Consider the following 22,977-nt stretch of genomic DNA (forward strand, 5'->3'; position numbering starts at 1 on the left):
GTCGACACCTACGGCACTGGAGCGCCCCATGAAACCTCGTCTCGCCCTCGTCGCCTTCGGCCTCGCGTCCGCGCTGCTCACCTCGGGCTGTGGTCAGGGCACGGTGGAGGACGGTTCCGGCCGTTCCACCCCCGGAGGTGAAGCCGCTCCGTCTGCCGGGAAGTCCTCGGCCCCGCCGTCCGCCGCACCCGTGGACGTCACGCCGAGAACCGTCGAGGCGGGGGAGCAGGGCGACGCCGGCGGCGCCGCGAAGCTCTCCTCCGTGAAGGTGACCCGGCTTCCGGCGTACGACCGCGTGCGGTTCACCTTCGACGGCGGCGTCTCACAGGTCTTCGCCGAGTACATGGATGCACTGCGCGAGCCCGGCCGGGGCAGGACGATCGACCTGAAGGGCGAGCACAAGCTGGTGCTGGTCTTCGTCGGCGTCGCCCGGCAGGATCCCGCCGTGCGCGCGGACACCACCGACACCGTCCGCGAGGTGCGGGCGAGCGGGGTCTTCGAGGGCGAGATGATCGTCGGTCTCGGCCTCGACTCCGAGGGCGAGGGTCCGGCGGGCTACCGGGTGGAGGTGAAGGGCGACTTTGTCACCGTCGAGGTCGCGCACCGCGCCTCGCCTTCCGGTTCGCCCTCCGGCTCTCCTTCCGCTTCGTCCTCCGCAGGCTGACTGGACTCCGGAGTCCGACTGCCGTCAGGCTGCTCGTCTCCGTGATCGCTCGGACCTGGTTCCGTCTCCGCCTCCGGCTCCGTGACAGGTTCCGTTTCCGGTTCCGGCCCGGTGGCCGCGGGGGCGCGGGCCGCAGGATCGATCCAGGACACCGAGCGGTCGGCGAGGAAGTACTCGGCCGGCGCGGTACGGGTGGCCCCCGACGCCCCGCCGCGCCGGGCGAACGGGTCGTGGATCAGACGAGCCGGGTCCGCCCCCCACCGCGGAAGCAGGTCGCGGAGTTCGGCGGCGAACGGCGTGGGCCCGGCGAGGTACACGTGACCGTCGGCCCAGTCGTCACGTCGCCGCAGCGCCTCGTGGAAGCGTCGGGTCAGGGTGCTCGCGCCCTCGGCGGCGCGCGCCGTCCACACCGCCACCTCCAGGTGCGGGTGCCCGGACGCGAGCGCGTCGATCGTGGCGCCGTCGTACAGGTCGTCCGGCGTGCGTGCGAGCACGTCCAGCCGTATCCGCCGCGGCGGGCCCGGGGCTCGGGCGCGCAGCAGGTCCTCCAGCACGGCCTTCACCGGCGCCCAGCCGGTACCGGCGGCGATCAGCGTGACCGGTGCGCCGTCGGCTCCGGGGGCCGTAGCGGTGCCGGACGCGGCGCCGAGCCGCAGCCGGTCGCCCGCGCGCACGTGGTCGCACAGCATTGTGCTCAGCGACCCGCCGCGCACCCGGGCGACGTGGAACTCCAGCAGCCCGTCGGCGCGCGGGGCGCGGGCGAGCGAGTAAGGGCGCCACACCCGGGGCACCTGCGGGCACTCCAACGTCGCGTACTGCCCGGCCCGGTACGGGTAGGGCTGGTCGGGAAGGATCCGCAGGACGGCCGTACGGCCGTTGTGCAGGCTCTGTTCCACGACGGTGGCGTCCCACCACGCCGGTTCCCGCTCCCGGATGGACGCGGCCGCGCCGTGCAGCATCGTGCGGGCCGCCCGGCCGTACACGGCCCACCAGGCGGCCTCGGTCGCGTCGTCCCAGGCCGAGACGCAGCCCATGCGCATCGCGGCGATCAGGCTGTGGCCCACGGTGTCGTAGTCGGCGGTGCACACCCCGAACTTGCGGTGGTCCCGCCCCAGCGCTTCCAACTGCGCCTGCAGCGCAGGATCGTCGAGGTGCGTGACGATCTGCGCCAGTGCGGCGAACAGCCGGTCGTGCTGCTCGCGCATCTCGGCGGGGAACATGCCGCGCAGCCGCGGATCGGAGTCGAAGAGATGCGCGTAGAAGAACCGCACCACACGGTCCGCGCGGCGCTGCGCTATCTCGAAGCTCGCTCTGACTCGTTCGATGTCGTCGATCTTCCTCACCCCCGCGCGACTCCACGCGTTTCTCCGGTCGTCCCGTGGCGCGCGCCGTGGCCGGAAGCGATCGGTGCGTCGGCGCGACACGGGCAGTCCTAGGTCGTTCGGCGCCGGAGCGCCGCCGCATTGCCGGTGCCGTCACAGTTCCTCCACCGGCGGGGGCCCGAACATCCACGGGCACGTGTGTTCGGTGACGGCGTGAAAGTGGCTTAACCTGCCCGGGTCATGAACTACTGCCCCAGATGCCTCCGCCGTTTCGACGCCGGCGCGTCCTGCCCCAACTGCGGGACGACCACCGCCGCGCCCGCGGACCGGGATTCCGCCCCGGCGACCGGAACGCCTCGCGAAGAGGCCTACGTCGCGAAGCCGTTCCAGCAGGAGGGCCCACCCAACGTGGACCCCGAGCCGGCCCCGGCACCGGAGCGGCCGCCGGGCGGGACCGACCGCGAAGCGGAGGCGCGCGACCGTACCGGACCGGAACCCGTCCACGGCCCCGGCGGCCAGCCGACGGCCCCGCTCGCCGCCGTGCCGCCGACCGGCGGTGACCCCGGCCCCGGTGGCCCCGGTGGCCCCGGCGACCCCGGTGGCCCCGGTGACCCCGGCCCCGGTGACGGCCCCGGCGGCGGTGACGAAGGCGACGGCGGAGCCCTGCCCCCGGGGCCGGCCCCGGACCCGGACGACATACCCCCGCGCCGCAGGCGCCGGCCCGCCGTGGTCGTCGCCGCCCTGTGCGCCGTCGTGCTGGCGGGTGTCGCCGCCTTCTCGTTCGGCGGGGACGAGACGCCCGCCGGGCCCGAGGACGACCGCATCGCGCCGTCCGCGACGGCCGGGGACAGCGCGCCCCCCTCGCCGTCCCCCTCGTCCTCCGCGTCCTCCTCGGCCGAACCGTCCCCCTCCGTCTCCGCCGAGCCCAGCCGGACCGAGACGGAATCCCCCGAGCAGCCGCAACCGGAACAGACCGCCCCGGGCGGCGGCGACACCGGACCGGCCCCCACAGAACCGCCGGCACCGGACACGCCCGCGCCGGAGCCCACGCCCACCAGCCCGGACCCCGAGCCGGAACCGTCCGACGACTGCGTGCTCATCATCTGCCTCTGAGGGCCCGGCTCACCGCACGCCGGGGAAGCGCCCGTTCAGAGCCGCGTCCGTTCAGAGCACCGGGTGCTCAGAGCAGGGCGCGGCCCAGGAGCAGGATTCCGGAGAGGGAGACGACGGCGAGGAGCGGCGTCCGCAGGCCGTCGGTCCCGAAGCGCCGGCGCGTGGGCCGGCCGAGCGCGAAACCGGCGAGCACGCACGGGAAGAGCAGCAGGCCCGACTGCACCTGCGGCACGGTGAGTTCTCCGGCGCCCGCGAGCACCACCAGCGACAGCACGGTGCCGATGAAGAAGTACGCGCCCAGCGTCGCGCGGACGCGGGAGGCGGGTTCGTGCTGGTAGAGGAGCGCCATCGGCGGCCCGCCGATGGTCGTCGCGGTGCCGGTGACGCCGGAGAGCGTCCCGGCTGTGACGAGGGTGCCGGGGCGGATCCCCACCCGGACGTCGCCCCACAACGAGGCCGCGACCGCGAGCAGCACCATGACCCCGACGGCCGCGCCCAGCACCGTCGGCTCCAGCACGGCCACCACCCACGCGCCGCCGACGCTGCCCACCACCCGTGCGGGAAGGGCCCAGCCCAGGCCCCGCCAGTCGATGTGCCGCCAGTCCGTGGTGACGGTGAGCATCGCCATCGACGCGTTGGCCACCAGCAGCCCGCCCGGCATCATTGAGGGCTCCACCACGATCAGCACCGGCGCGGCGACCATGCCCTGCCCGAGGCCGACGCAGCTCTGCACGAGCGCGCCCACCAGGACGGCGAGGCCGGCGACGACGAAGAACTGCGGATCGGGCACGTCGCCCGAGCCTACGCCTCCGTTCGCCCCGCCCCCGCGCCGGTGCGGGACGTGCCGTCTGCACGGCCTGTGGCGGGATGCCGTACCGTCACCCGGACCAGGCCGGGTGAAACGGCGTACGGAACGGTGCGGGCGCAAGCCTCGCACCACTGCGGCGAGGAGGCGGCGACGTGAGCGGCGGCGGCACGGTGATGGTCGGGCAGGGCGGCGGCGAGGACCCTTTCGGGACCCTGCGCCTGCGACGCGGCGTCCTCGACGCGTGGTCCGCGTCCCCCGCCCGCTTCCGCGAGGACGCCAACGCTGAGCAGGACCTCGCGCTCGGCGGCTACCGCGATCGCCTCGTCGTGGAGTTGGCGCAGAACGCCGCCGACGCGGCGGGACGGGCCGGTCTTCCCGGCCGCATCCGCTTCACCCTCCGCGGCGACGTGCTGGTCGCCGCGAACACCGGCGCCGCGCTCGACGCGGCCGCCGTGGAATCGCTGTCCACGCTGCGCGCCTCCGCCAAACGCGAGGACCACGGCTCGTCGAGCGGCGCCGGTGAAGCCGTGGGGCGGTTCGGCGTCGGCTTCGCCGCCGTGCTCGCCGTGACCGATGCCCCGGCCGTGCTGAGCAGGGCCGGCGGCGTGCGCTGGTCGCTGACCGAGGCGCGCGACCTCACGCTCGCCGAGGCCGGAGAGCGCACCGACGCCCTCGCCGACGAGGTACGGCGCCGCGACGGCCACGTGCCGCTCCTGCGCCTGCCGCTCCCGGCCGAGGGCGGAGCCCCCGAGGGCTACGACACCGCGGTCGTGCTGCCGCTGCGGGACGCCGCTGCCGCGGCACTCGCCGAGCGGCTGCTCGCCTCCGTGGACGACGCGCTGCTGCTGGCGCTGCCCGGACTGGCCGAGGTCGTCGTCGACACCCCGGACGGCGTCCGCACACTGACCCGGCGCACCGACGGCCCGTACGTCGTGGTGGACGACGCGGCGGAGCCGGTGGCGCGCACCGAGGGGCCGACGCCGCCCGCCGTCCGCCACCACACCCGCTGGCGGGTGTCCACCGCAGGCGGACGCGTGGACCCGGACCTGTTCGCGGACCGGCCCGTGGAGGAACGGCTGCGCCCCTGGTGGACGGTCACGTGGGCGATCCCGGTGGACGACGCCGGCGCACCCGTGCGTCCGCGCACCGAACCCGTGCTGCACGCGCCCACGCCCACGGACGAGCCGCTGGGCGTGCCCGCCCTGCTGGTCGCGTCCTTCCCGCTGGAGCCCACCCGGCGGCACGTCGCGCCCGGCCCGCTCGCGGACTTCCTGCTGGCCCGTGCGGCCGAGACCTACGCCGGTCTCCTGGAGGGCTGGGGCCCGGCGGGCACCGGCCTCGTCGACCTGGTGCCCGGCCCGCTCGGCAAGGGCGAACTCGACGGCGAGCTGCGCCGGATGCTTCTGGAACGGCTGCCCGACGTGGCCTTCCTCCCCAGCGCGGCCGCCCTCGCGCACCGCTCGGGCCGGGGCCCGGCCGACGGCTCCGACGAGGCGCTGCGCCCGCTCCGCCCGCGCGAGGCCGAGCTGATCGAGGGCGCCGGCGCGGAGACCGTGCGCGTCCTTGCGGAGCTGTACCCGGCGCTGCTCCCGGCCGGGCTGGAGCGGCGCAGCGAACTGCGCGCCCTGGATGTCGGCCGCGTGCCGCTCGGCGAGGCCGTCGACCGCCTCGCGGGTGTCGAACGCGATCCGGCCTGGTGGCGGCGCCTGTACGACGCGCTCGCCGGCGTCGACCCGGACCGGCTCAGCGGGCTGCCCGTGCCGCTCGCCGACGGCCGTACGGTCATCGGCCCGCGGCAGGTGCTCATGCCCTCGGCGGACGGCGCCGGCCCGGCCGGCGCCCACGGCGACCCCGGGGAACGACACCGCGCGCTGGCCCGGCTGGGGCTGCGGGTCGCCCACCCGGACGCCGTGCACCCGCTGCTGGAGAAGCTCGGTGCCACCCCCGCCACGCCGCGCGCGGTGCTCACCACACCGCAGGTGCGGGAGGCCGTCGCCGGGTCGCTGGACGCGGGCGAGATCTGGGACGAGGACGCGGACACCCCGGACGCCGACGCACTCGCCGAAACCGTCCTGGCGCTGGTGCGCGACGCGGGACTGGCCCCCGGCGACGAACCGTGGCTGGGCGCCCTCGCCCTCCCCGACGAGGACGGCGAACTCGCACCCGCAGGCGAACTCGTCCTTCCCGGCAGTGCGTTCGCCCGCGTCATCCGCGACGGCGAACTCCCCGCCTGCGACGCCGCGCTCGCCGAACGCTGGGGCGAACAGCCCCTCACCGCCGTCGGCGTGCTCGCCGACTTCGCTCTCGTCCGCGCCGGGGACGTCGTCCTGGACCCGGACGAGGTCGTCGAACCGGAGATCGCCCACGCCGGCGGCGAGTACGCGGCTCCCGACGACACCGGTCTCCTCGATGCGGTCGACGTGTGGTGCGAGGACGTGCTCGACCGTCTCCCCGAGACACCCGTCCCGCCCGTCGCCGCCGAACTGGTCGCCGTCCGCGACCTGGACCTCGTCGACGACGACCACTGGCCGGAGGCCCTCGCCATGCTGGCCCGGCCGCCGCTGCGGGAGGCGCTGACCACGCCCGTCCGGGTGCTGCTGCCGGACGGCACGCGGGAGACCGTGCGGCCGTACACCGCGTGGTGGCTGCGCGGGCACCCGGTGCTGGACGGGCGCCGGCCCGCCGGGCTGCGGGCCGCCGGCGGCGACGGGCTCCTCGCCGGGCTCTACGAGGAGGCCGACGCCTCCGCGCTGGTCGCGCCGGACGGCGACGGCGCGCCCGACGAGCAGGTGCTGCGCGCCCTGGGCGTGCGCACCTCCGCCGTGGCCCTGCTGGACGAGCCGGGCGGCGCGGCGGAACTCCTCGCGCGGCTCGCCGACCCCGGACTGCCCGTCTCCGCCCAGCAGTTGCACGGCCTCTACGGTCTGCTCGCCGGCCTGGACCCGGACGAGGTCACGCTGCCCGACGAACTCCGCGCGGTCGTGGGCGGGACGGTCCGCGTGGTCGCGGCGGCGGAGGCGGTCGTGGTGGAGGCCCCCGACCTGATGCCGCTGCTCGGCGACCGCCCGATGCTCCCCGTCCGCTCCGCGCGGGCGGCCGACCTGGCGTCGGTGTTGGACGTGCGGCGGCTGGGCGACATGGTCCCCGGCACACCCGGCGGCGATCCCGGCACCCGCCGCGACGTGCCGGAGGCCGTGCGGCACCTGCTGCCGACGGCGCCGACGGAGTACCTGGAGCACGACGAACTGCTGGTCGACGGTGTCGAGGTGGACTGGCGGATGACACCGGACGGCACCCTGCACGCCGCCACCCTGGAGGGTGTCGCCGCCGGGCTGGCGTGGGCCGCGGGCGCCTGGGCCCGCCGCTTCGAACTGGCGGCCCTCCTGGAGGACCCCTCCCGCGCCGGCGAACTGGCCCGCGCCCGCTGGTTCGAGTGACCGCCGCAGGCCGTGTGCGGCGCCGGAGTCAGCCGCGCATGGTCGGCGGGACGGCGGCCAGCAGGGCGTGGGCGAAGGCCGTGACGCCCGGATGGCCCTCGGCACCGCGGCGGAAGGCGACCTCGGTGCAGCGGTAGGCGCCCAGTTCCGCCAGCACCGCCCCGTCCGGCAGGCCGTCCGCCACGCCGAGTTCGGGCACGAACGCCACGCCCATGCCCACCGCGACCAGCGCCAGCACCGCGCCGAAGTCGTCGACGTGGTGCACCGTGCGCGGCTCGAACCCCTCGGCCGCGCAGTGTTCCAGCGCCGCGTCGTGGCACAGCGTGCCGCGCGTGGCGGTGATCCAGGGCGCCTCGCGCCAGCCGCGCACCGCGTGCCGGCCGCCGGGCGGCGGCTTCCACCGCGCGGGGGAGGCCAGGTACATGCGCTCGGTGCACAGCGGCACCGTGCTCAGCCCCGGTGGGGGCGGCGGCGGTTCCGCCTCGTAGTGCTGGAGGAGCGCCACGTCCAGCGCGCCGGACCGCAGGTCGTCCGCGACGTGTGCCGGGTCGACCTCGCTGACCAGCGGCTCCAGCCGGGGCAGGGTGTCGGCCAGGCGCGCCAGCGCCTCCGGGAGCAGCAGCCGGGCGGCGGACGTGAAGGTGCCGATGCGCAGCGGACCGGACGGCTCGCGGCGGATGCCCGCCAGCTCCGAGGTGGCCTGTTCCAGTCGCTCCAGTACGGCGTCCGCGTGGACGACCAGCGCGTGGCCCGCCTCGGTCAGCGCGACACGCCGCCCGGTACGCTCCAGCAGTGGCACGCCCGCCTCACGTTCGAGCACGGAGAGCTGCTGCGAGACGGCCGACGGCGTGTACGCCATCGCCTCCGCGACCGCGGCGATCGTGCCCCGGTGGGAGAGTTCCCGCAGCAGGCGGAGCCGCCGTACGTCGAGCATCAGCTCAGCTTACGGTCCACCGCAGAAGTTCGAGATGGACGCTCCGGCAGTGGGCGGGGGACGCTCGGTGGCATGGATGCCACCGCCGCCCTCGCCGCGCCCGCCGTCCCCGGGCCCGCCCTCTCGGGCCTCCACGTGCCGCTGGTCACCCCCTTCACCGCGCAGGGCGACCTGGCGGCCGACGCGCTGGAGGGGCTGGCGCACCAGGTCCTCGACGACGGCGCCGACGGGCTGGTGGCCCTGGGCACCACGGGAGAGCCGGGCGTGCTGGAGGACGAGGAGCGCCGGGCGGTGGTGGACGTCTGCGTGCGGGTGTGCCGGGAGCGCGGAGCGAGCCTCGTCGTCGGCGCCGGTTCCTCCTCGACCCGGGCGAGCGTTCGCGAGCTGGCCGCGCTCGGCGGCCGGCCGGAGATCGGCGCCGCCCTGGTGACCGTACCGTCGTTCGTACGGCCCTCCGAGGCGGGTGTGCTGGCGCACTTCGGCGCACTCGCCGCGCACAGCCCGGTCCCGCTGGTCGTCTACAACATCCCGTACCGCACCGGGCAGCGGATCGGCGCGGACACGCTGCGGGAACTGGCCGCGCTGCCGAACATCGCCGGCGTCAAGCACGCCGTCGGCGGCATCGACGCCGACACCGTGAACCTGCTCGCCGACCCGCCGCCCGCGTCCCACGGCTTCGCCGTGCTGGGCGGGGACGACGCGTACCTGCCGCCGCTGCTCGCGCTCGGCGGTCAGGGCGGCATCCTCGCCTCCGCACACCTGTGCACGGCGCGGTGGGCGGAGCTGGTCGCGGCGTGGCGGGACGGCGACGTGGCGCGGGCGCGGGAACTCGGGCGTGGGGCGGTGCGGCTGGCCTCGGCGGTGTTCACGGAGCCGAACCCGACGGTGGTGAAGGGCGTGCTGCACGCGCAGGGCCGCATTCCCAGCCCGGACGTGCGGCTGCCGCTGCTGTCGGCGTCGGCTGCGGCGGTGGACGCCGCGCTGTACCGCGCCACCGAGTGGGCGGAGGCGTCGGCGCCGGCTCTGGCCGCCGTCTGACCGACCGCTTTCTGCCTGCCGTCCGCCTATTCGGCTGGGGCGCGCCGGCCGCTTCCCCCCGCCGGGTCCGGTGCCGGCTGGGACGCGTCACCCGTGGAGGGGCCGGCCGTACGGCGCAGCGCCGCGAAGCGGCGGCGGACGTACAGCAGGCCGACCAGGCCCAGGCCGGCGCCCGCGGCGCAGGCCCAGATCCACCACGTGTGGCCGTGGTCGGAGAACCAGCCGTAGAACGGGAGCTGGCCGACGAAGAGCAGGAACCAGACGAGCGTGCCGGTGACCACGGCGCCGACGACGGGCCCCTCGAGCGGCTCGGGGGCTTCGCGTTCGCCGTCCGTCCACTTGCTGATCAGACCCATGCGCTCCGGCTCCTCCGCTCGCCCGTCGCACCCAGCTTAGGGCGTGCTGCGCCTGGCCCGGTCGCAGGCCCGGTCGGGCGTTCGGCCCGGCTCCGGTCGTGCGCCGCGGCTCCCGCCCGCAGGCGCTGCCCCGACGTGGTCTACGCGCGGAGATGGCGTCCGCGCGCATCATCTGTTCATACTGCAACCATCTGTGCCTGGCTGGTTTTCCTCGTCGGAAGCTCCAATCCGGCACCTCGCACCGCCGCCCTTCGCGCCCGTCGCGCGCCCGCACCACCGAGGTCACGCATGTCCCCCACGGCCGGCAAGACGCTCACCCACGCGCCGCAGCCCGACGCTCCGGACGGGCCCTCCGGGCGCTCCGCCGCCCTCGATCGCTTCTTCCGGGTGTCCGAGCGCGGCTCCAGCTTCGGCCGGGAGGTGCGCGGCGGGCTCGCCACCTTCTTCGCGATGGCCTACATCGTCATCCTCAACCCCATCATCCTCGGGGCCGGAACGGACAAGTTCGGTCACCAGCTCGACAACGCGGAACTGGTGACGGCCACCGCGCTGATGGCCGGGCTGACCACGCTGCTGATGGGCCTGATCGGCAACGTGCCCATCGCGCTCGCCGCCGGGCTCGGCATCAACGCCGTCGTCTCGCTCCAGCTCGCGCCGAAGATGAGCTGGCCGGACGCCATGGGCATGGTCGTCCTCGCCGGTCTGGTGCTGATGGTCCTCGTGGCCTCCGGTCTGCGGCAGCGCGTCATGGACGCCATCCCGAACGGGCTGCGCCGGTCGATCGCCATCGGCATCGGCCTCTTCATCACCCTGATCGGCCTGGTCGACTCCGGCTTCGTCACCCGCAACCCCGACTCCGCCCACACCACCGTCCCGCTCGGCCTCGGCGAGGCCGGCCGGCTGGAGGGCTGGCCGGTGCTGGTCTTCGTGCTGGGCCTCGCGCTGATGTGCGTGCTGGTGGTCCGCAAGGTGCGCGGTGCCATCCTCATCGGCATCGCGGTGGCGACGGTGGTCGCCGTCGTGATCAACGCGCTGGCCGTGATCCCCGACGCCGCGTGGGGTCTGGCGGTGCCGAACGTCCCGGACGACGTGATCGGCTCGCCCGACTTCGGTCTGATCGGCGACATCAGCCTGTTCGGCGGATTCGAGGAGGTCGGCGTCCTCACCGGATCCCTCTTCGTCTTCACCGTGCTGCTGTCCGGCTTCTTCGACGCGATGGGCACGGTGATCGGCGTCGGCGAGGAGTCCGGGCTGACCGACCGGAACGGTCAGCTGCCCGGCATGGGCCGCATCCTCATGGTGGACGGCGCCGCCGTGGCCGGTGGCGGCTTCGGCTCCTGCTCGGCGAACACCTGTTTCGTCGAGTCGACCGCAGGCGTCGGCGAGGGCGCGCGCACCGGCCTCGCCAATCTGGTCACCGGCGGCCTCTTCCTGCTCACCCTGGTCCTGACGCCGCTGGCCACCGTGGTGCCGTCGCAGGCGGCGACGCCCGCGCTGGTCGTCGTCGGCTTCCTGATCATGGCCTCGAACGTGCGGGAGATCGACTGGGCCGACCCCACCGTCGGCATCCCGGCGTTCCTCACCCTGGTCTCGATGCCGTTCACCTACAGCATCACCAACGGCATCGGTATCGGCGTGCTCGCCTTCATCCTGCTGCGCGCCGCCACCGGACGCTTCCGTTCGGTGCCCTGGCTGCTGAACGTCGTCGGCCTGTGCTTCCTGGTGTACTTCCTGCTGGGCCCGATCGAGCAGCTGCTCGGCGTCTGAGCGGGCGGCACTCCCCGTGTCAGGTGCGGCCGTAGAAACGTTCCGTCTCCTCGACGGCTGCCTGGAAGCGCTGATCGAAGTCCTCGCGGACCAGTGTGCGTATCACGTAGTCCTGCACGCTCATGCCCCGCCGGGCGGCGTGATCGTGAAGCCGTGCGCACAGCTCGCTGTCCATGCGCAGACTGAGCACCGTGGAATTCATGCCTCCCACGGTCCGTGACCCGGCCCGCGGCGCGTGTCGTTTTCCCGTGCGAGCTCACCCGTACGTGTGACCAGACCCTCGTCAAACCCGCTCGAACGAGGCTGGTCGTTAGCGCGGGTAATGAGTTATGCTAATGACATGCCGGAACCGTCCTCTCACGGCACGCTCGCAGCGGTGCCCGACACCGACCTCACCGCGGAGAACGCCGCGGCGGTCAACGCGCTCCGCTCCGCCGTGATGCGCCTCTCCCGGCGCCTGCGGCACCAGCGGGTCGACGAGTCGCTGAGCCCGACCGAGATGTCGGTGCTCGGCACCCTCGCCCGCTGCGGCTCGGCCACGCCCAGCGAGCTGGCGCGCAAGGAGCACGTCCAGCCCCCATCGATGACCCGCATCGTCGGGATGCTCGAAGGCAAGGGGCTCGTCCGCCTGGAACCGCACCCGGAGGACCGCCGCCAGAAGGTGGTCACCCAGACGGAGCAGGCCGAGTCGATGCTCGCGGCGAGCCGCACCAAGCGGAACGCCTGGCTGGCGGAGCTGGCCGGCGGGCTCGACGAGGACGAATGGGCGAAGCTGCGCGAGGCCGCGCCCGTCCTGGAGAAACTCGCACACCTGTAACGACGACCGCACCTTGTACAGAGGACGACGCTCCGAGGACGACGACCGCACCTCTGCCGAAGGAGAACACCACGAGGAGGCCACCCTTGAGTTCGGGCCACGGAGCAGACTCCGCACCCGCGCCGCACGACACCACCGCCGAGACCACTGCCGACACCCCCCGGCCCACCCCCGCACCCACGGACGCACCCACGGACGCCACCGGCGAAGCGCCGTCGAAGACCTCGATGTTCAGCTCCCTCCGGGTGCGGAACTACCGCCTCTTCTTCCTCGGCCAGGCCGTCTCCAACACCGGTACCTGGATGCAGCGGATCGCCCAGGACTGGCTCGTGCTCAGCCTCACCGGCTCCGCCACCGCCGTCGGCATCACCACCGCCCTCCAGTTCCTGCCGATGCTGCTCTTCGGCCTCTACGGCGGCGTCATCGCCGACCGCTGCAACAAGCGGCGGTTGCTGCTGCTCACCCAGTCCACGATGGGCGTCACCGGCCTGGTGCTCGCCGGGCTCACGCTCAGCGGACACGTGCACGTCCTGCATGTCTACGCCCTCGCCTTCGCTCTCGGCCTCGCGACCGTCGTCGACAACCCGACCCGGCAGACCTACGTCTCCGAGATGGTCGGCCCGCGCATGCTGCGCAACGCCGTCTCGCTGAACTCCGCGAACTTCCAGAGCGCCCGGCTGGTCGGCCCCGCCGTCGCCGGCGTGATGATCACCGCGGTGGGCAGCGGCTGGGCGTTCCTCTTCAACGGGCTGTCCTTCCTCGCGCCCATCGCGGGCCTGCTGATGATCCGGACCGGCGAGCTGCACGCCACCGAACGCGCCCCGCGCAGCAAGGGGCAGCTGCGCGAGGGTCTCGCCTACGTCCGCAGCCGTCCCGACCTGCTGTGGCCCATCGTGCTGGTCGGCTTCATCGGCACCTTCGGCTTCAACTTCCCCATCTGGCTGACCGCGTTCACCGACCGCGTCTTCGAGGAGGGTGCCGGGACGTACGGCCTGCTCAACACGCTGATCGCGATCGGCTCGCTGGCGGGCGCGCTGCTCGCGGCCCGGCGCGCGGTCAGCCGCATGCGGCTGATGCTGGGCGCCGCGCTGCTCTTCGGCGTCCTGGAGATGGCCGCCGCCCTCACCCCATCGTTCTGGCTGTTCGCCGCGGTCATGCTGCCCATCGGCGTGATGGGCATGACCTTCAACGTCACCGCCAACTCCAGCGTGCAGCTCGCCTCCGACCCGACTATGCGCGGCCGGGTGATGAGCCTGTACATGATGGTCTTCGTCGGCGGCACCCCGATCGGCGGGCCCATCATGGGCTGGATCACCGACACCTACGGCGCGCGGGCCGGCTTCCTCGCCGGCGGCCTGGTCTCGGCGCTCGTCGCGGTGGGCGTGGCTCTGGCACTGGCGCGCGCCAGCGGCCTGCGGCTGGCCTTCCGGCCCGGGAACGGCCGTCGCGTGCTGACGTTCGTCCCGCGCGAGGAGGAGCCCTCCGGGGTGCCCGCCGCAGTCGGGGCCGATGCCACCGGTCCGGTGCCCTCGTCCGGAGAGCCCGCCCCGGACCGTGCCCGCGTCCCCACCGCGGTCTGACACACGGCGGCCGGTGCCCGCACACGGGGCGCCGGCCGCCGCCCGTCCCGACCGACAACCCGAGGCGTGCCGATGACCCCCGTGCTCAGGTCCCTCAACCTGCTGTTGATGTTCCTGCTCGAACTCGCGGTGTACGCCTCCGCGGGCCACTGGGGTTACACCGTGGCCGATTCTGGAGCGGTCCGCATCCTGCTGACGGTGTTCGCCCCGGCGGCCCTGGCCGTCGTCTGGGCGCTCTTCGGCTCGCCCAAGGCGCCCCACCCGGCCAGGGGCGGCACGCGGGTACTGCTGGAGGTGCTCTGGTTCGGCACCGGAGTCGCCGCACTCGCCGCCGCGGGCCGTGCGGAGTGGTCGGCCGTCTTCGCCGGACTCTTCCTGGCCAACGCCGCGCTGCGGGCGCCCTGGCGCGAGTGACAGGCAGACAGGCGGCGGCGAGCCGTACCGTGACGGCATGCGCCTGTTCGCCGCCCTGCTGCCGCCCGACCCGGCGGTCGCCGCACTCGCCGGAGCCGTCGCGCCCCTGCACGGGCTCCCGGGCGCGGACCGGCTCCGCTGGACCCACCGCGAGGGCTGGCACTTCACCCTCGCCTTCTACGGCGAGGTCGACGCCGCGCACACCCTCCCCGACCTAAGCGAACGGCTCGCCCGCGCCGCCCGGCGCAGCAGCCCCCTCCCTCTGCGTCTCTCCGGCGCCGGACGGTTCGGCGACCGCGCCCTGTGGGTGGGGGCGGACGGCGACCGCCGCGCCCTGGAACGGCTGGCCCAGGCCGCGCAGGCCGCCGGGCGCCGCAGCGGCGTGCAGAGGGAGGCGGGCCGCCCGTTCCGTGCGCACCTCACGCTCGCCCGGATCAGGGGCCGCGGCCGGGGGCCGTCCGAGGGGGCCGCCACCGACCTGCGTCCGTACGTCGAGGCACTCGGCGGCTTCGAGAGCGACCCGTGGATCGCATCCGAGCTGACGCTCGTGCACAGCCGGCTGCCCGCGAGCGGCGTGCCGGGTGAGCAGCCTCACTACGCGCCGATCGCCGCCTGGCCGCTGGGCGGCTGACCGCGCCCGCTACCGTGGGCACGTGAACGCCAAGACCCGCACGCGCGTCGTCAGCGCCGCCCTCGTGCTCCTCCTCATCGCCGTCGCCGTCGCCGCCGCCCTCGGCGGCTGACCCGGCGCAGACAGCAGGCCCCGACCGGGCGGGTGCTCAGGCGGCGTCGAGCGCGGCGATCTCCTCGTCGGCGAGGACCAGGTCCGCCGCAGCGGCCGAGTCGCGCACCGTCTCGGGCCGGCTGGCGCCCGGGATCGGGACGACGTACGGCGACTTCGCGAGCATCCACGCCAGGCACACCCGCTGCGGGCTCACCCCATGTTCCTCGGCGACCCGGGCGAACGCCGTGTGGGCCGAACCCAGATCGCCCGCCCGGGACATGCCGCCCAGCGGACTCCACGGCAGGAACGCGAGCCCCAGCTCGTCGCACAGCCGCAGCTCCGGCTCACTGGAACGGAAGTCCGGCGAGAACTGGTTCTGCACCGATACCAGGTTCTCGCCGAGGATGTCGTGGGCCATCCGGATCAGGCCGGGGCCGACGTTCGAGACGCCGGCCATGCGGATCTTCCCCTCGGACAGCAGCTCGCTCAGTGCCCCCAGCGACTCCGCGTACGGCACCGCGGGGTCGGGCCGGTGGAACTGGTACAGCCCGATCGCCTCCACGCCCAACCGCGCCAGCGACGCCTCGCAGGCGCGCCGCAGGTGCTCCGGCGAGCCGTCGACCGTCCAGCCGCCGTCCGGCCGGAGATGGCCACCCTTGGTGGCGACCAGCACGTCACCGCCCCGGTCGTGCGCGGCGAGCGCCTTCGCGACAAGCGCTTCGTTGTGGCCGACACCGTCGGCCTGCGCGTAGTAGGCGTCGGCGGTGTCGATCAGGGTCACGCCCGCGTCCAGCGCGGCGTGGAGCGTCGCGAAGGCCCGGTCCTCGTCCGGCCGTCCCTCGACGGACAGGGGCATGGCGCCGAGACCGACCGCCCCGACCACGGCATCCCCGATACGGCGGGTCTGCATCGTTCACGTGTCCTCTCGTCCGGCCTCCGACAGCGCGCGGCTTCCGCGCCGCGCACCAGGTCCTTCAGGCACCCTCAGGCTGACCGTCGTACCCGCGCTCGCCCACCGCATTCCGCGGGCGGTGCACCTCCGGCGCCTCGGCGCAGGAACGTCATCTCCCTGGACCACCTCCCGACGAGACCGTCCGGGACGCTGCCGGTGTGCGCCGCCCGTTCCGGGTGACGGGCAGCGCACACCGGCGGGTGCGTCACCAGGCGAAGGCCTCCGGGGAGGGGCCCGGGCCGGGGAAGATCGCGTCGAGGCCGCTCAGTACTTCGTCGCTCAGCTCCAGGTCCACGGCGCGGACGGCCGAGGCGAGCTGTTCCGCGGTGCGGGGGCCGACGATCGGGCCCGTGACGCCGGGACGGGTCAGCAGCCAGGCGAGCGCCGCCTCGCCCGGCTCCAGGCCGTGCTTGTCGAGCAGGTCCTCGTACGCCTGGATCTGCTCGCGGGAGGACGCGTTGGCCAGCGCGTCGGCCGCACGGCCGGACGCCGTCCGCGCGCCGCCGCCCTCCCCCGCCTTCCGGATCGCGCCGCCCAGGAGGCCGCCGTGCAGCGGCGACCAGGGGATGACGCCGAGGCCGTAGCCCTGCGCGGCCGGGATGACCTCCATCTCGGCGCGCCGTTCGGCGAGGTTGTACAGGCACTGCTCGCTGACCAGCCCGAGGCTGCCGCGCCGGGCGGCGGTCTCGTTGGCCCGCGCGAGGTGCCAGCCGGCGTGGTTGGACGAGCCGGCGTAGAGGATCTTGCCCTGCTGCACCAGCACGTCGACGGCCTGCCAGATCTCCTCCCACGGCGTCGCACGGTCGACGTGGTGGAACTGGTACAGGTCGATGTGGTCGGTCCGCAGCCGCTTGAGGCTCGCTTCGACCGCGCGGCGGATGTTCACCGCGGACAGCTTGTCGTGGTTGGGCCAGGCCGCGCCGTCCGTGCCCATGTTGCCGTAGACCTTGGTGGCCAGCACGGTCCGGTCGCGGCGTCCGCCGCCCTGGGCGAGCCAACTGCCCAGGATCTCCTCGGTCCGGCCCTTGTTCTCGCCCCACCCATAGACGTTGGCGGTGTCGAAGAAGTTGACGCCCGCGTCGAGCGCGGCGTCCATGATGGCGTGGCTGTCGGCCTCGTCGGTCTGCGGGCCGAAGTTCATCGTGCCGAGTACGAGTCGGCTGACCTTGAGCCCGGTGCGTCCCAGCTGCGTGTACTTCATGAGACCCAAGCCAACGCCTTGGAGGGGACTCGAGGCAAGCGTCTACGGGAGCGGCGTCGCGACCGGGGCGTCCGCCGCCGGGCGGGGGTGCGGGTACGGGCCGCCGATCTCCCACGCCTGGTGCAGCGCGGCGGCGAACGCGGCGGCGATGCGGTGTGCGCCGCGGGACGACGGGTGGGTGCCGTCGTGGGTGTCCCGGGCGTGCTCCCAGCGCGCGGGCTCGGAGGCGAGCAGCAGCGGGGAGGCCGGTGTCGAGAGGTCCGCGACGGCCTTCGCGAGTAGTTCGTTGAAGCGCCGCACCTGCGCGGCGAAGGCGGTGTCGGTGGCCGCGCGTATGTTGGGCAGGACGGGCAGCAGCACGGCGCGGACGTGCGGGTCGGCGTGGCGTGCGCCGGCGACGAAGCGGTGCACGTGGGCCGCCGTCTGGTCGGGGTCGGTATAGAAGCCGAGGTCTATCAGGCCCAGGGACACCAGCAGCGTGTCCGGCCGGTGTGCGCGGACGGCGTCGGCGACGGTGGACGCGTGGTGCTGCCAGCCGGTGCCCCACACGGCCAGGTGGCCGCGGGCCTCCGCGGGGAGTGCGGGGTCGGCGTACGCCGCGGAGCCGTCGTGGAGAGTGGTGTGCGGGCCGACGAACCGTACGGGGGAGGGCGCGGCCGTCGCGGTGAGGTGCTGCCACAGCCGGCACCGCCAGGGGTGCTCGCCGGCGCTGCCGATGGTCATGGAGTCGCCGACGGGCATGATGCGCATCGCCGCATTCTGCCGCACGGGACGGCCCGCCGGCCGTGGCCCCGGTCACCCGCCGCCGCGCCCGCGGGGCGCCGTCGCGCGCCGGAGCGGCCCGGCGGGATGGCACTCTTGGCGCATGGGGATTCAGGGGTTCGCGCGGGTGGTCGGTGCAGTGGTCGTGGGGGGCGCCCTCGGTCTCGGGGCCGGTGCCGCCGGCGCCGCGTCGTCGACGGAGGAGCCGTCGGCGTTCATCCTGGAGGACCCCCGCATCACCGAGTCCAGCGGGCTCGCCGCCAGCCGGGCGCACCCCGGCGTCTACTGGACGCACAACGACTCCGACGACGGCCCGTACATGTACGCCGTAGACGGCGGCACCGGCAAGACCGTCGCGACCGTCACTCTCGAGGGCGTCGAGCCGCGCGACGTGGAGGCGGTGTCGGTGGGTCCCGACGGCGACGTGTTCGTCGGCGACATCGGCGACAACCTGGGCGGCGGCTGGAGCGAGGTGTGGATCTACCGCTTCGCCGAGCCGGAGCGGCTGCGCGACACCACCGTCACGCCCACCCGCTACACCGTCAGGTATGCCGACGGGCCGCGCGACGCCGAGTCGCTGATGGTGCATCCGGAGACGGGCCGGGTCTATCTGGCGAGCAAGAGTGAACGGAGCGCCGGCGTCTATGCCGGCCCCGAGGAACTGACGGCTTCGGGCGTGAACGAGTTCGCCCGCATCGCGGACGTGGACATCGAGGCGACGGACGGGGCGTTCTCCCCGGACGGTTCCCGGCTGGTGCTGCGCAGCTACTTCGGCTCCGAGATGTACCGGTGGACGGACGAAGGACGTCCCGAGCCCGTCGGCTCGGTACCGGTGTCGACGTTCGGGCAGGGCGAGTCGGTGACCTTCACCCCGGACGGCCTCACGCTCATGTTCGGCTCTGAGGGCTCCAACAGCCGTGTCGCGCCGCAGGAGTTGGAGGGTGAGGCGCTGCCGGAGTCTGCCGCCGCGCAGCGGGAGAAGGCGGAGCGGAGCTCCGACGGCGCGCCGCCCCGGGAGGGCGAGGAGGGCGAGGAGCGCGACCTGGTGGTGGGGGCGATCGTGTTCGCCGCCGCGACCGTGATCTGGCTGTCGCTGCGGCGGGTGTTCGGCCGCAGGCGCGACTGACGGGCCCGGACGCTCAGCCGTCCGCGCGGGCGGTCTCGACGAAGTCGGCGATGCCGTCGGCGGGCCGGGCCAGGGCGAACGTGAAGGAGTCGTTGCCGGCCACGTCGAAGGTGTCCTCGTCGAGCTCGGCCAGCGAGGGGAAGCCGCCGCTCTGCATGGCCTCGGTGAGGAAGGGGGCCTGGGCGGCCCAGAACTCCTCGTCGCTCACGCCGGTGAGCCGGGCCGCCTCCAGCGCGTTGAGGTGGTCGCGCGCGGAGCCGCTGACGTAGCTCTCGACGGCGAAGATGACGGAGAGCCGCTGCTGGTCGGTGAGGCTGAGCCCCTCCAGGCCGCGCAAGTACCAGAGCCTCGGCCGCTGAGCCGGGCGCGGCCCCCTGCGGGCCGGCAGACCAGGGGGCCCGGACGGCGCGCAGCCGTCCGGGCCTCTCCGGTCGGGTCCCGCATCCGCGCTCAGAGGCGCTCGATCACGTAGTCCACGCAGGCGGTCAGCGCCTCCACGTCGGCCGGCTCGATCGCCGGGAACATCGCCACCCGCAGCTGGTTCCGGCCCAGCTTCCGGTACGGCTCGGTGTCCACGATGCCGTTGGCGCGCAGCACCTTCGCGACCGCGGCGGCGTCCGTGGCCTCGTCGAAGTCGATCGTGCCGACGACGGCGGAGCGCTGCGCCGGGTCGGCGACGAACGGCGAGGCGTGCTTGTGCTCCTCCGCCCAGCCGTACAGGCGGCGGGCCGAGTCGGCGGTGCGGCGCACCGCCCAGTCCAGGCCGCCCTGCCCGTTGAGCCACTCCAGCTGGTCGGCGAGCAGGAACAGCGTGGCGACGGCCGGGGTGTTGTACGTCTGGTTCTTGCGGCTGTTGTCGATGGCCGTCGCGAGGTTGAAGAACTCCGGCACGTGCCGGTCGGACGCGGCGATCCGCTCCGCCCGCTCGATCGCCGCGGGGGAGAACACGCCGATCCACAGACCGCCGTCGGCGGCGAACGACTTCTGCGGCGCGAAGTAGTAGACGTCCGTCCCGGCGACGTCCACGGGCAGGCCGCCCGCGCCCGAGGTGGCGTCCACCAGCACCAGCGCGCCCTCGTCGGCGCCCGCGACCCGCTCGATCGGCATCGCCACGCCGGTCGACGTCTCGTTGTGCGTGAGGGCGTACGCGTCGACGCCCGCCTCGGCGCGCGCCGTCGGGTGCGTGCCCGGGTCGGAGGACACGACGGAGGGCTCCTCCAGCCACGGCGCCAGCGTGGCGGCCTTCGCGAACTTCGAGGAGAACTCGCCGAAGGTCAGGTGCTGGGAGCGGCGCTCGATCAGGCCGTGGGTGGCGATGTCCCAGAAGGCGGTGGAGCCGCCGTTGCCGAGGACGACCTCGTAGCCCTCGGGCAGCTGGAACAGGCTCTGCACGCCCTCGCGTACGCGCCCCACGAGGTTCTTCACCGGGGGCTTGCGGTGGGACGTGCCGAGCAGGGACGTGCCGGTGGCGGCCAGCGCGCTCAGCGCCTCGGTCCGCACCTTGGAGGGACCCGATCCGAAGCGACCGTCGGCGGGCTTGATGTCAGCGGGAATCTGAATGTCGGCCACGGTGGCGAGCGTAGTGCTTCCGCACCGGTCACCGGCCGATTCGTCCGCACCGCGAGACGGGCGTGGCGACGGCGGCCGGTGCGCGTTCACACTTGCGAGAAGGGCTCCGCGTACGCGAACGTGCCCCGCATCGCCGGGTCGTACGCGCTGAGCGTCCTCACCTGGAAGGCCGTGGTCCAGGCCGGATCGGGCGGGGCGATGCCGTACTCGGTGGCGGGGCGGAAGCCGAAACGGCCGTAGTAGGCCGGGTCGCCCAGCAGCGCGACCAGCGGTTCGCCGAGCGCGTCGGCCGCTCCCAGCACGGCGTGCACCAGTGCGGAGCCGACCCCCGTCCGCTGGTGCTTCGGATGCACGCTCAGCGGGCCGAGCCCCAGCACCGGCACCTCCGCCAGCCGCCCGCGCGTGCACACCACGTGCCCCGACACGGCGCCCTGCGGGTCGGTCGCCACCATCGACAGCGCGGGCAGCCAGCCCTCGCACCCGCGCAACGCGTCCAGCAGCGGCACCTCGACCGGTACCGGCGTGTCCGTCCGGTCGAACGCCGCCGTGGTCACGTCCCGCACCGCCGGCACGTCGGCCGGCGTCTCCCGTCTGATCAGCACCGGGACAGTCTGGGGGTCGCCCGCGGGCGGCGGCAACGCCTTTTCCGCCGGTCGTCGGGGCGGGCTGCCGCCGCCCCTGCCATGCTGCCGCCATGAACGACACCGACCCGGACTGGGAACGGCGCGTCGCCGCGCTGTGGGACGCGTTCGACGCCCACACCCCCGGCGACTTCTCCGCCCGCATGACGGCGCTGGTGCGGGAGCTGCCCACCGGGCACCCCGTCGCGGCGTACGAACGGGCTTCCGTCCACGACGCCCTCGGCCACGAGGTGGCGGCCGCCGGCCTCTACCGGGACGCCCTCGCCGGCGGCCTGGCCGGCCCCCGCCGTCGGCAGGCGGTCATCCAGTACGCCAGCACGTTGCGGAACCTCGGCCGCCCCGCCGAGGGCGTCACCCTCCTCACCGCCGAACGGGACGCCGCCTCCGACGCACTGGACGACGCGGTCGCCGCCTTCCTCGCCCTGACACTCGCCGACGCGGGCCGCGCCCGCGAGGCCGTCGGCGTCGCGCTCGGCGCCCTGGCCCCCCACCTCCCGTCCTACACCCGCTCCGTCGGCCGCTACGCCCGCGAGCTGGCGGAGCCGTCGCCGGAACAGCCCTGAACCGCGGGTGCCGCCGTCGCGCTCGGCCAGGGCGTGTCCGACCGGCGCCCGACCCCCGGCCGGGCACGGCGGGAGTTCACGGCGCACACGGTGCAGCCGCAAACCCGTTTGTGCCGCTTCGGCGGGGTTACCGGCGGCGCAGGGTGCAGATCGGGTACACGATGATGACCGAGCAGGCCGGGCCCACGGACCTCGTCGACCACATGGTGCACGCCGAGGATGCGGGCTTCGACTTCTCCGTCTCCTCCGACCACTACTCTCCCCGGCTGGAGTCGCAGGGCCACGCCCCCGACGTGTGGAGCGTGCTCGGCGCGGCCGACACTCCGAACTGCCCGGTCCGAAGTCCTTCGACGCGGCGACCGCGTTCGTCCGCGAGGAGAACGTGGCCGGGTCCATCCCGTGCGGCGACGACCCCGACGACTTCGTGCGCGCGATGAAGCCGTTCGTGGACGCCGGGTTCACCGACGTCGCCCTCGTGCAGATCGGCGGGGACACCCAGCAGGTTTTCCTCGACCGGGCGCAGAAGACGCTGCTCCCGGAGCTGCGGTCAGCTCTCTGACGGTCCCTGCGGCGCGCCCGCGGCCCCCTCGGCGGCCGCGCGCCGGGCCGCCGCCGGGCTGATCTCGACGAGGATCTCCTCCTCGTCCTCACCCTCCGCCGCGACCGAACCGGCCGGTACGAAGCCCAGCGACTCGTACAGGCCGCGCGCCGCGACGTTGGACCGCTGGTACGTCATGCGGATCACCCAGCAGTCCGGCTGCGCGGCGAGCCACCCGAGCAGGGTGCGCAGCAGCGCGCGGCCGATGCCCCGTCCCTGCTCGGCGCGGTCCACGAGCAGGCCGCCGATCCAGTGCGAGCCGTCGTCGTCACGGCCCCACATGACGTGGCCGACGACCGTCTCGTCGGCGTACACGCCCAGCGAACGCCACGGGCCCTCGTACAGCGACAGCAGCAGGTAGCGCGCGGCGAGCGCCGCGACGAAGCCGCGCTGCTCGTCGAACGGTGCGACGTCCGCGACGGCGCGCCAGTTCTCCTCCTCGACGTCCCGCAGCGTGATGCGCCGCCCGGTCTCCTCCACGTGTCCTTGGTCGATCACCCCCGCAGCGTATGCGCCTCCGCGCCAGGGTTCACGTGCAATACCGGGTGGCCCCGGGGCGGGAGCCGGGCCACCCGGCCCCCGGGCGGGCGT

The 22,977-nt window shown here is 74.4% G+C and carries 23 protein-coding genes and 1 pseudogene; 12 read left to right on the forward strand and 12 right to left on the reverse strand.

All coding sequences use genetic code 11. From position 1 onward, the window contains the following. The first annotated feature begins 28 nt into the window (after positions 1–28). The gene (locus E4198_RS15060) at positions 29–664 is read left to right on the forward strand and encodes a hypothetical protein (RefSeq protein ID WP_136183597.1); all 636 of its coding nucleotides are present in this window, start codon (positions 29–31) and stop codon (positions 662–664) included. On the opposite strand, the gene E4198_RS15065 is transcribed toward E4198_RS15060, so the two are convergent. Beyond that, entirely contained in the window at positions 556–2,007 is a 1,452-nt protein-coding gene (locus E4198_RS15065; RefSeq protein WP_136183598.1) for a globin domain-containing protein, read from the reverse strand. The genes E4198_RS15060 and E4198_RS15065 overlap by 109 nt on opposite strands. 219 nt (positions 2,008–2,226) lie before the next feature. Here E4198_RS15065 and E4198_RS15070 point away from each other — a divergent pair, with 219 nt between their 5' ends. Beyond that, positions 2,227–3,099 (forward strand): hypothetical protein, encoded by an 873-nt coding sequence (locus tag E4198_RS15070; RefSeq protein WP_136183599.1) that lies wholly within the window; start codon positions 2,227–2,229, stop codon positions 3,097–3,099. 67 nt (positions 3,100–3,166) lie between these two features. On the opposite strand, the gene E4198_RS15075 is transcribed toward E4198_RS15070, so the two are convergent. After that, a complete protein-coding gene (locus E4198_RS15075; protein WP_136183600.1) occupies positions 3,167–3,889 on the reverse strand; it encodes a sulfite exporter TauE/SafE family protein in 723 nt (240 codons plus the stop codon). Positions 3,890–4,080: 191 nt separating this feature from the next. On the opposite strand from E4198_RS15075, the gene E4198_RS15080 reads away from it, so the two are divergent. Next, positions 4,081–7,344 carry a molecular chaperone Hsp90 gene (locus E4198_RS15080; protein ID WP_136185402.1) on the forward strand — a complete coding sequence of 1,088 codons (3,264 nt, stop codon included), beginning with the start codon at positions 4,081–4,083 and terminating at the stop codon, positions 7,342–7,344. 28 nt (positions 7,345–7,372) lie between these two features. On the opposite strand, the gene E4198_RS15085 is transcribed toward E4198_RS15080, so the two are convergent. Then, positions 7,373–8,278 carry a LysR substrate-binding domain-containing protein gene (locus E4198_RS15085; protein ID WP_136183601.1) on the reverse strand — a complete coding sequence of 302 codons (906 nt, stop codon included), beginning with the start codon at positions 8,276–8,278 and terminating at the stop codon, positions 7,373–7,375. A gap of 72 nt (positions 8,279–8,350) precedes the next feature. Here E4198_RS15085 and E4198_RS15090 point away from each other — a divergent pair, with 72 nt between their 5' ends. Then, positions 8,351–9,316: a dihydrodipicolinate synthase family protein gene (locus tag E4198_RS15090; protein ID WP_136183602.1), complete on the forward strand. Its 966-nt coding sequence runs from the start codon at positions 8,351–8,353 to the stop codon at positions 9,314–9,316. A 26-nt stretch (positions 9,317–9,342) separates the two neighbouring features. On the opposite strand, the gene E4198_RS15095 is transcribed toward E4198_RS15090, so the two are convergent. Beyond that, on the reverse strand, positions 9,343–9,672 hold the full coding sequence (locus tag E4198_RS15095; RefSeq protein WP_136183603.1) for a DUF2530 domain-containing protein: 330 nt from the start codon (positions 9,670–9,672) through the stop codon (positions 9,343–9,345). 288 nt (positions 9,673–9,960) lie between these two features. Here E4198_RS15095 and E4198_RS15100 point away from each other — a divergent pair, with 288 nt between their 5' ends. Beyond that, positions 9,961–11,439, forward strand: a complete 1,479-nt coding sequence (locus E4198_RS15100) for an NCS2 family permease (RefSeq protein ID WP_136183604.1) — start codon at positions 9,961–9,963, stop codon at positions 11,437–11,439. Between the two features lie 19 nt (positions 11,440–11,458). Here the strand turns inward: E4198_RS15100 and E4198_RS15105 are convergent, their stop codons facing one another. Further along, positions 11,459–11,641, reverse strand: coding sequence for a ribbon-helix-helix protein, CopG family (locus tag E4198_RS15105; RefSeq protein ID WP_136183605.1), 183 nt, complete (start codon positions 11,639–11,641; stop codon positions 11,459–11,461). A gap of 138 nt (positions 11,642–11,779) precedes the next feature. Here E4198_RS15105 and E4198_RS15110 point away from each other — a divergent pair, with 138 nt between their 5' ends. The 4 genes from E4198_RS15110 to thpR all read left to right on the forward strand — a co-directional run bounded on the left by E4198_RS15110 (position 11,780) and on the right by thpR (position 14,881). After that, entirely contained in the window at positions 11,780–12,256 is a 477-nt protein-coding gene (locus E4198_RS15110; protein ID WP_136183606.1) for a MarR family transcriptional regulator, read from the forward strand. A gap of 86 nt (positions 12,257–12,342) precedes the next feature. Continuing rightward, positions 12,343–13,836, forward strand: a complete 1,494-nt coding sequence (locus E4198_RS15115; RefSeq protein WP_136183607.1) for an MFS transporter — start codon at positions 12,343–12,345, stop codon at positions 13,834–13,836. 72 nt (positions 13,837–13,908) lie between these two features. Next, entirely contained in the window at positions 13,909–14,250 is a 342-nt protein-coding gene (locus E4198_RS15120) for a YrdB family protein (RefSeq protein WP_136183608.1), read from the forward strand. A gap of 37 nt (positions 14,251–14,287) precedes the next feature. Next, positions 14,288–14,881, forward strand: a complete 594-nt coding sequence (thpR, locus tag E4198_RS15125) for an RNA 2',3'-cyclic phosphodiesterase (protein ID WP_136183609.1) — start codon at positions 14,288–14,290, stop codon at positions 14,879–14,881. A 148-nt stretch (positions 14,882–15,029) separates the two neighbouring features. On the opposite strand, the gene E4198_RS15130 is transcribed toward thpR, so the two are convergent. The 3 genes from E4198_RS15130 to E4198_RS15140 all read right to left on the reverse strand — a co-directional run bounded on the left by E4198_RS15130 (position 15,030) and on the right by E4198_RS15140 (position 17,877). Beyond that, positions 15,030–15,884: an aldo/keto reductase gene (locus E4198_RS15130; protein WP_136183610.1), complete on the reverse strand. Its 855-nt coding sequence runs from the start codon at positions 15,882–15,884 to the stop codon at positions 15,030–15,032. Between the two features lie 247 nt (positions 15,885–16,131). Further along, positions 16,132–17,127, reverse strand: coding sequence for an aldo/keto reductase (locus E4198_RS15135; RefSeq protein ID WP_136183611.1), 996 nt, complete (start codon positions 17,125–17,127; stop codon positions 16,132–16,134). Positions 17,128–17,169: 42 nt separating this feature from the next. After that, the gene (locus tag E4198_RS15140) at positions 17,170–17,877 is read right to left on the reverse strand and encodes a GDSL-type esterase/lipase family protein (protein WP_136183612.1); all 708 of its coding nucleotides are present in this window, start codon (positions 17,875–17,877) and stop codon (positions 17,170–17,172) included. A 115-nt stretch (positions 17,878–17,992) separates the two neighbouring features. Here E4198_RS15140 and E4198_RS15145 point away from each other — a divergent pair, with 115 nt between their 5' ends. After that, on the forward strand, positions 17,993–19,015 hold the full coding sequence (locus E4198_RS15145) for a hypothetical protein (protein ID WP_247597696.1): 1,023 nt from the start codon (positions 17,993–17,995) through the stop codon (positions 19,013–19,015). Between the two features lie 13 nt (positions 19,016–19,028). On the opposite strand, the gene E4198_RS24940 is transcribed toward E4198_RS15145, so the two are convergent. The 3 genes from E4198_RS24940 to E4198_RS15160 all read right to left on the reverse strand — a co-directional run bounded on the left by E4198_RS24940 (position 19,029) and on the right by E4198_RS15160 (position 21,186). Continuing rightward, positions 19,029–19,352 carry a TetR/AcrR family transcriptional regulator C-terminal domain-containing protein gene (locus E4198_RS24940; protein ID WP_168711444.1) on the reverse strand — a complete coding sequence of 108 codons (324 nt, stop codon included), beginning with the start codon at positions 19,350–19,352 and terminating at the stop codon, positions 19,029–19,031. Between the two features lie 113 nt (positions 19,353–19,465). Then, positions 19,466–20,584 (reverse strand): phosphoserine transaminase, encoded by a 1,119-nt coding sequence (gene serC / locus E4198_RS15155; protein WP_136183614.1) that lies wholly within the window; start codon positions 20,582–20,584, stop codon positions 19,466–19,468. Positions 20,585–20,670: 86 nt separating this feature from the next. After that, positions 20,671–21,186: an N-acetyltransferase gene (locus tag E4198_RS15160; protein ID WP_136183615.1), complete on the reverse strand. Its 516-nt coding sequence runs from the start codon at positions 21,184–21,186 to the stop codon at positions 20,671–20,673. A 92-nt stretch (positions 21,187–21,278) separates the two neighbouring features. Here E4198_RS15160 and E4198_RS15165 point away from each other — a divergent pair, with 92 nt between their 5' ends. Both E4198_RS15165 and E4198_RS15170 read left to right on the forward strand, forming a co-directional pair. Then, complete coding sequence (locus E4198_RS15165) at positions 21,279–21,788, forward strand: tetratricopeptide repeat protein (protein ID WP_136183616.1); 510 nt, start codon at positions 21,279–21,281, stop codon at positions 21,786–21,788. Between the two features lie 161 nt (positions 21,789–21,949). Next, positions 21,950–22,347: pseudogene (locus E4198_RS15170) on the forward strand (hypothetical protein). Here E4198_RS15170 and E4198_RS15175 read toward each other — a convergent pair. Next, a complete protein-coding gene (locus E4198_RS15175; RefSeq protein ID WP_136183617.1) occupies positions 22,336–22,884 on the reverse strand; it encodes a GNAT family N-acetyltransferase in 549 nt (182 codons plus the stop codon). The pseudogene E4198_RS15170 and the gene E4198_RS15175 sit on opposite strands and share 12 nt — an antisense overlap. Positions 22,885–22,977: the final 93 nt, after the last annotated feature.

It is taken from the genome of Streptomyces sp. RKND-216 (genome assembly GCF_004795255.1).
Classification (GTDB): domain Bacteria; phylum Actinomycetota; class Actinomycetes; order Streptomycetales; family Streptomycetaceae; genus Streptomyces; species Streptomyces hazeniae.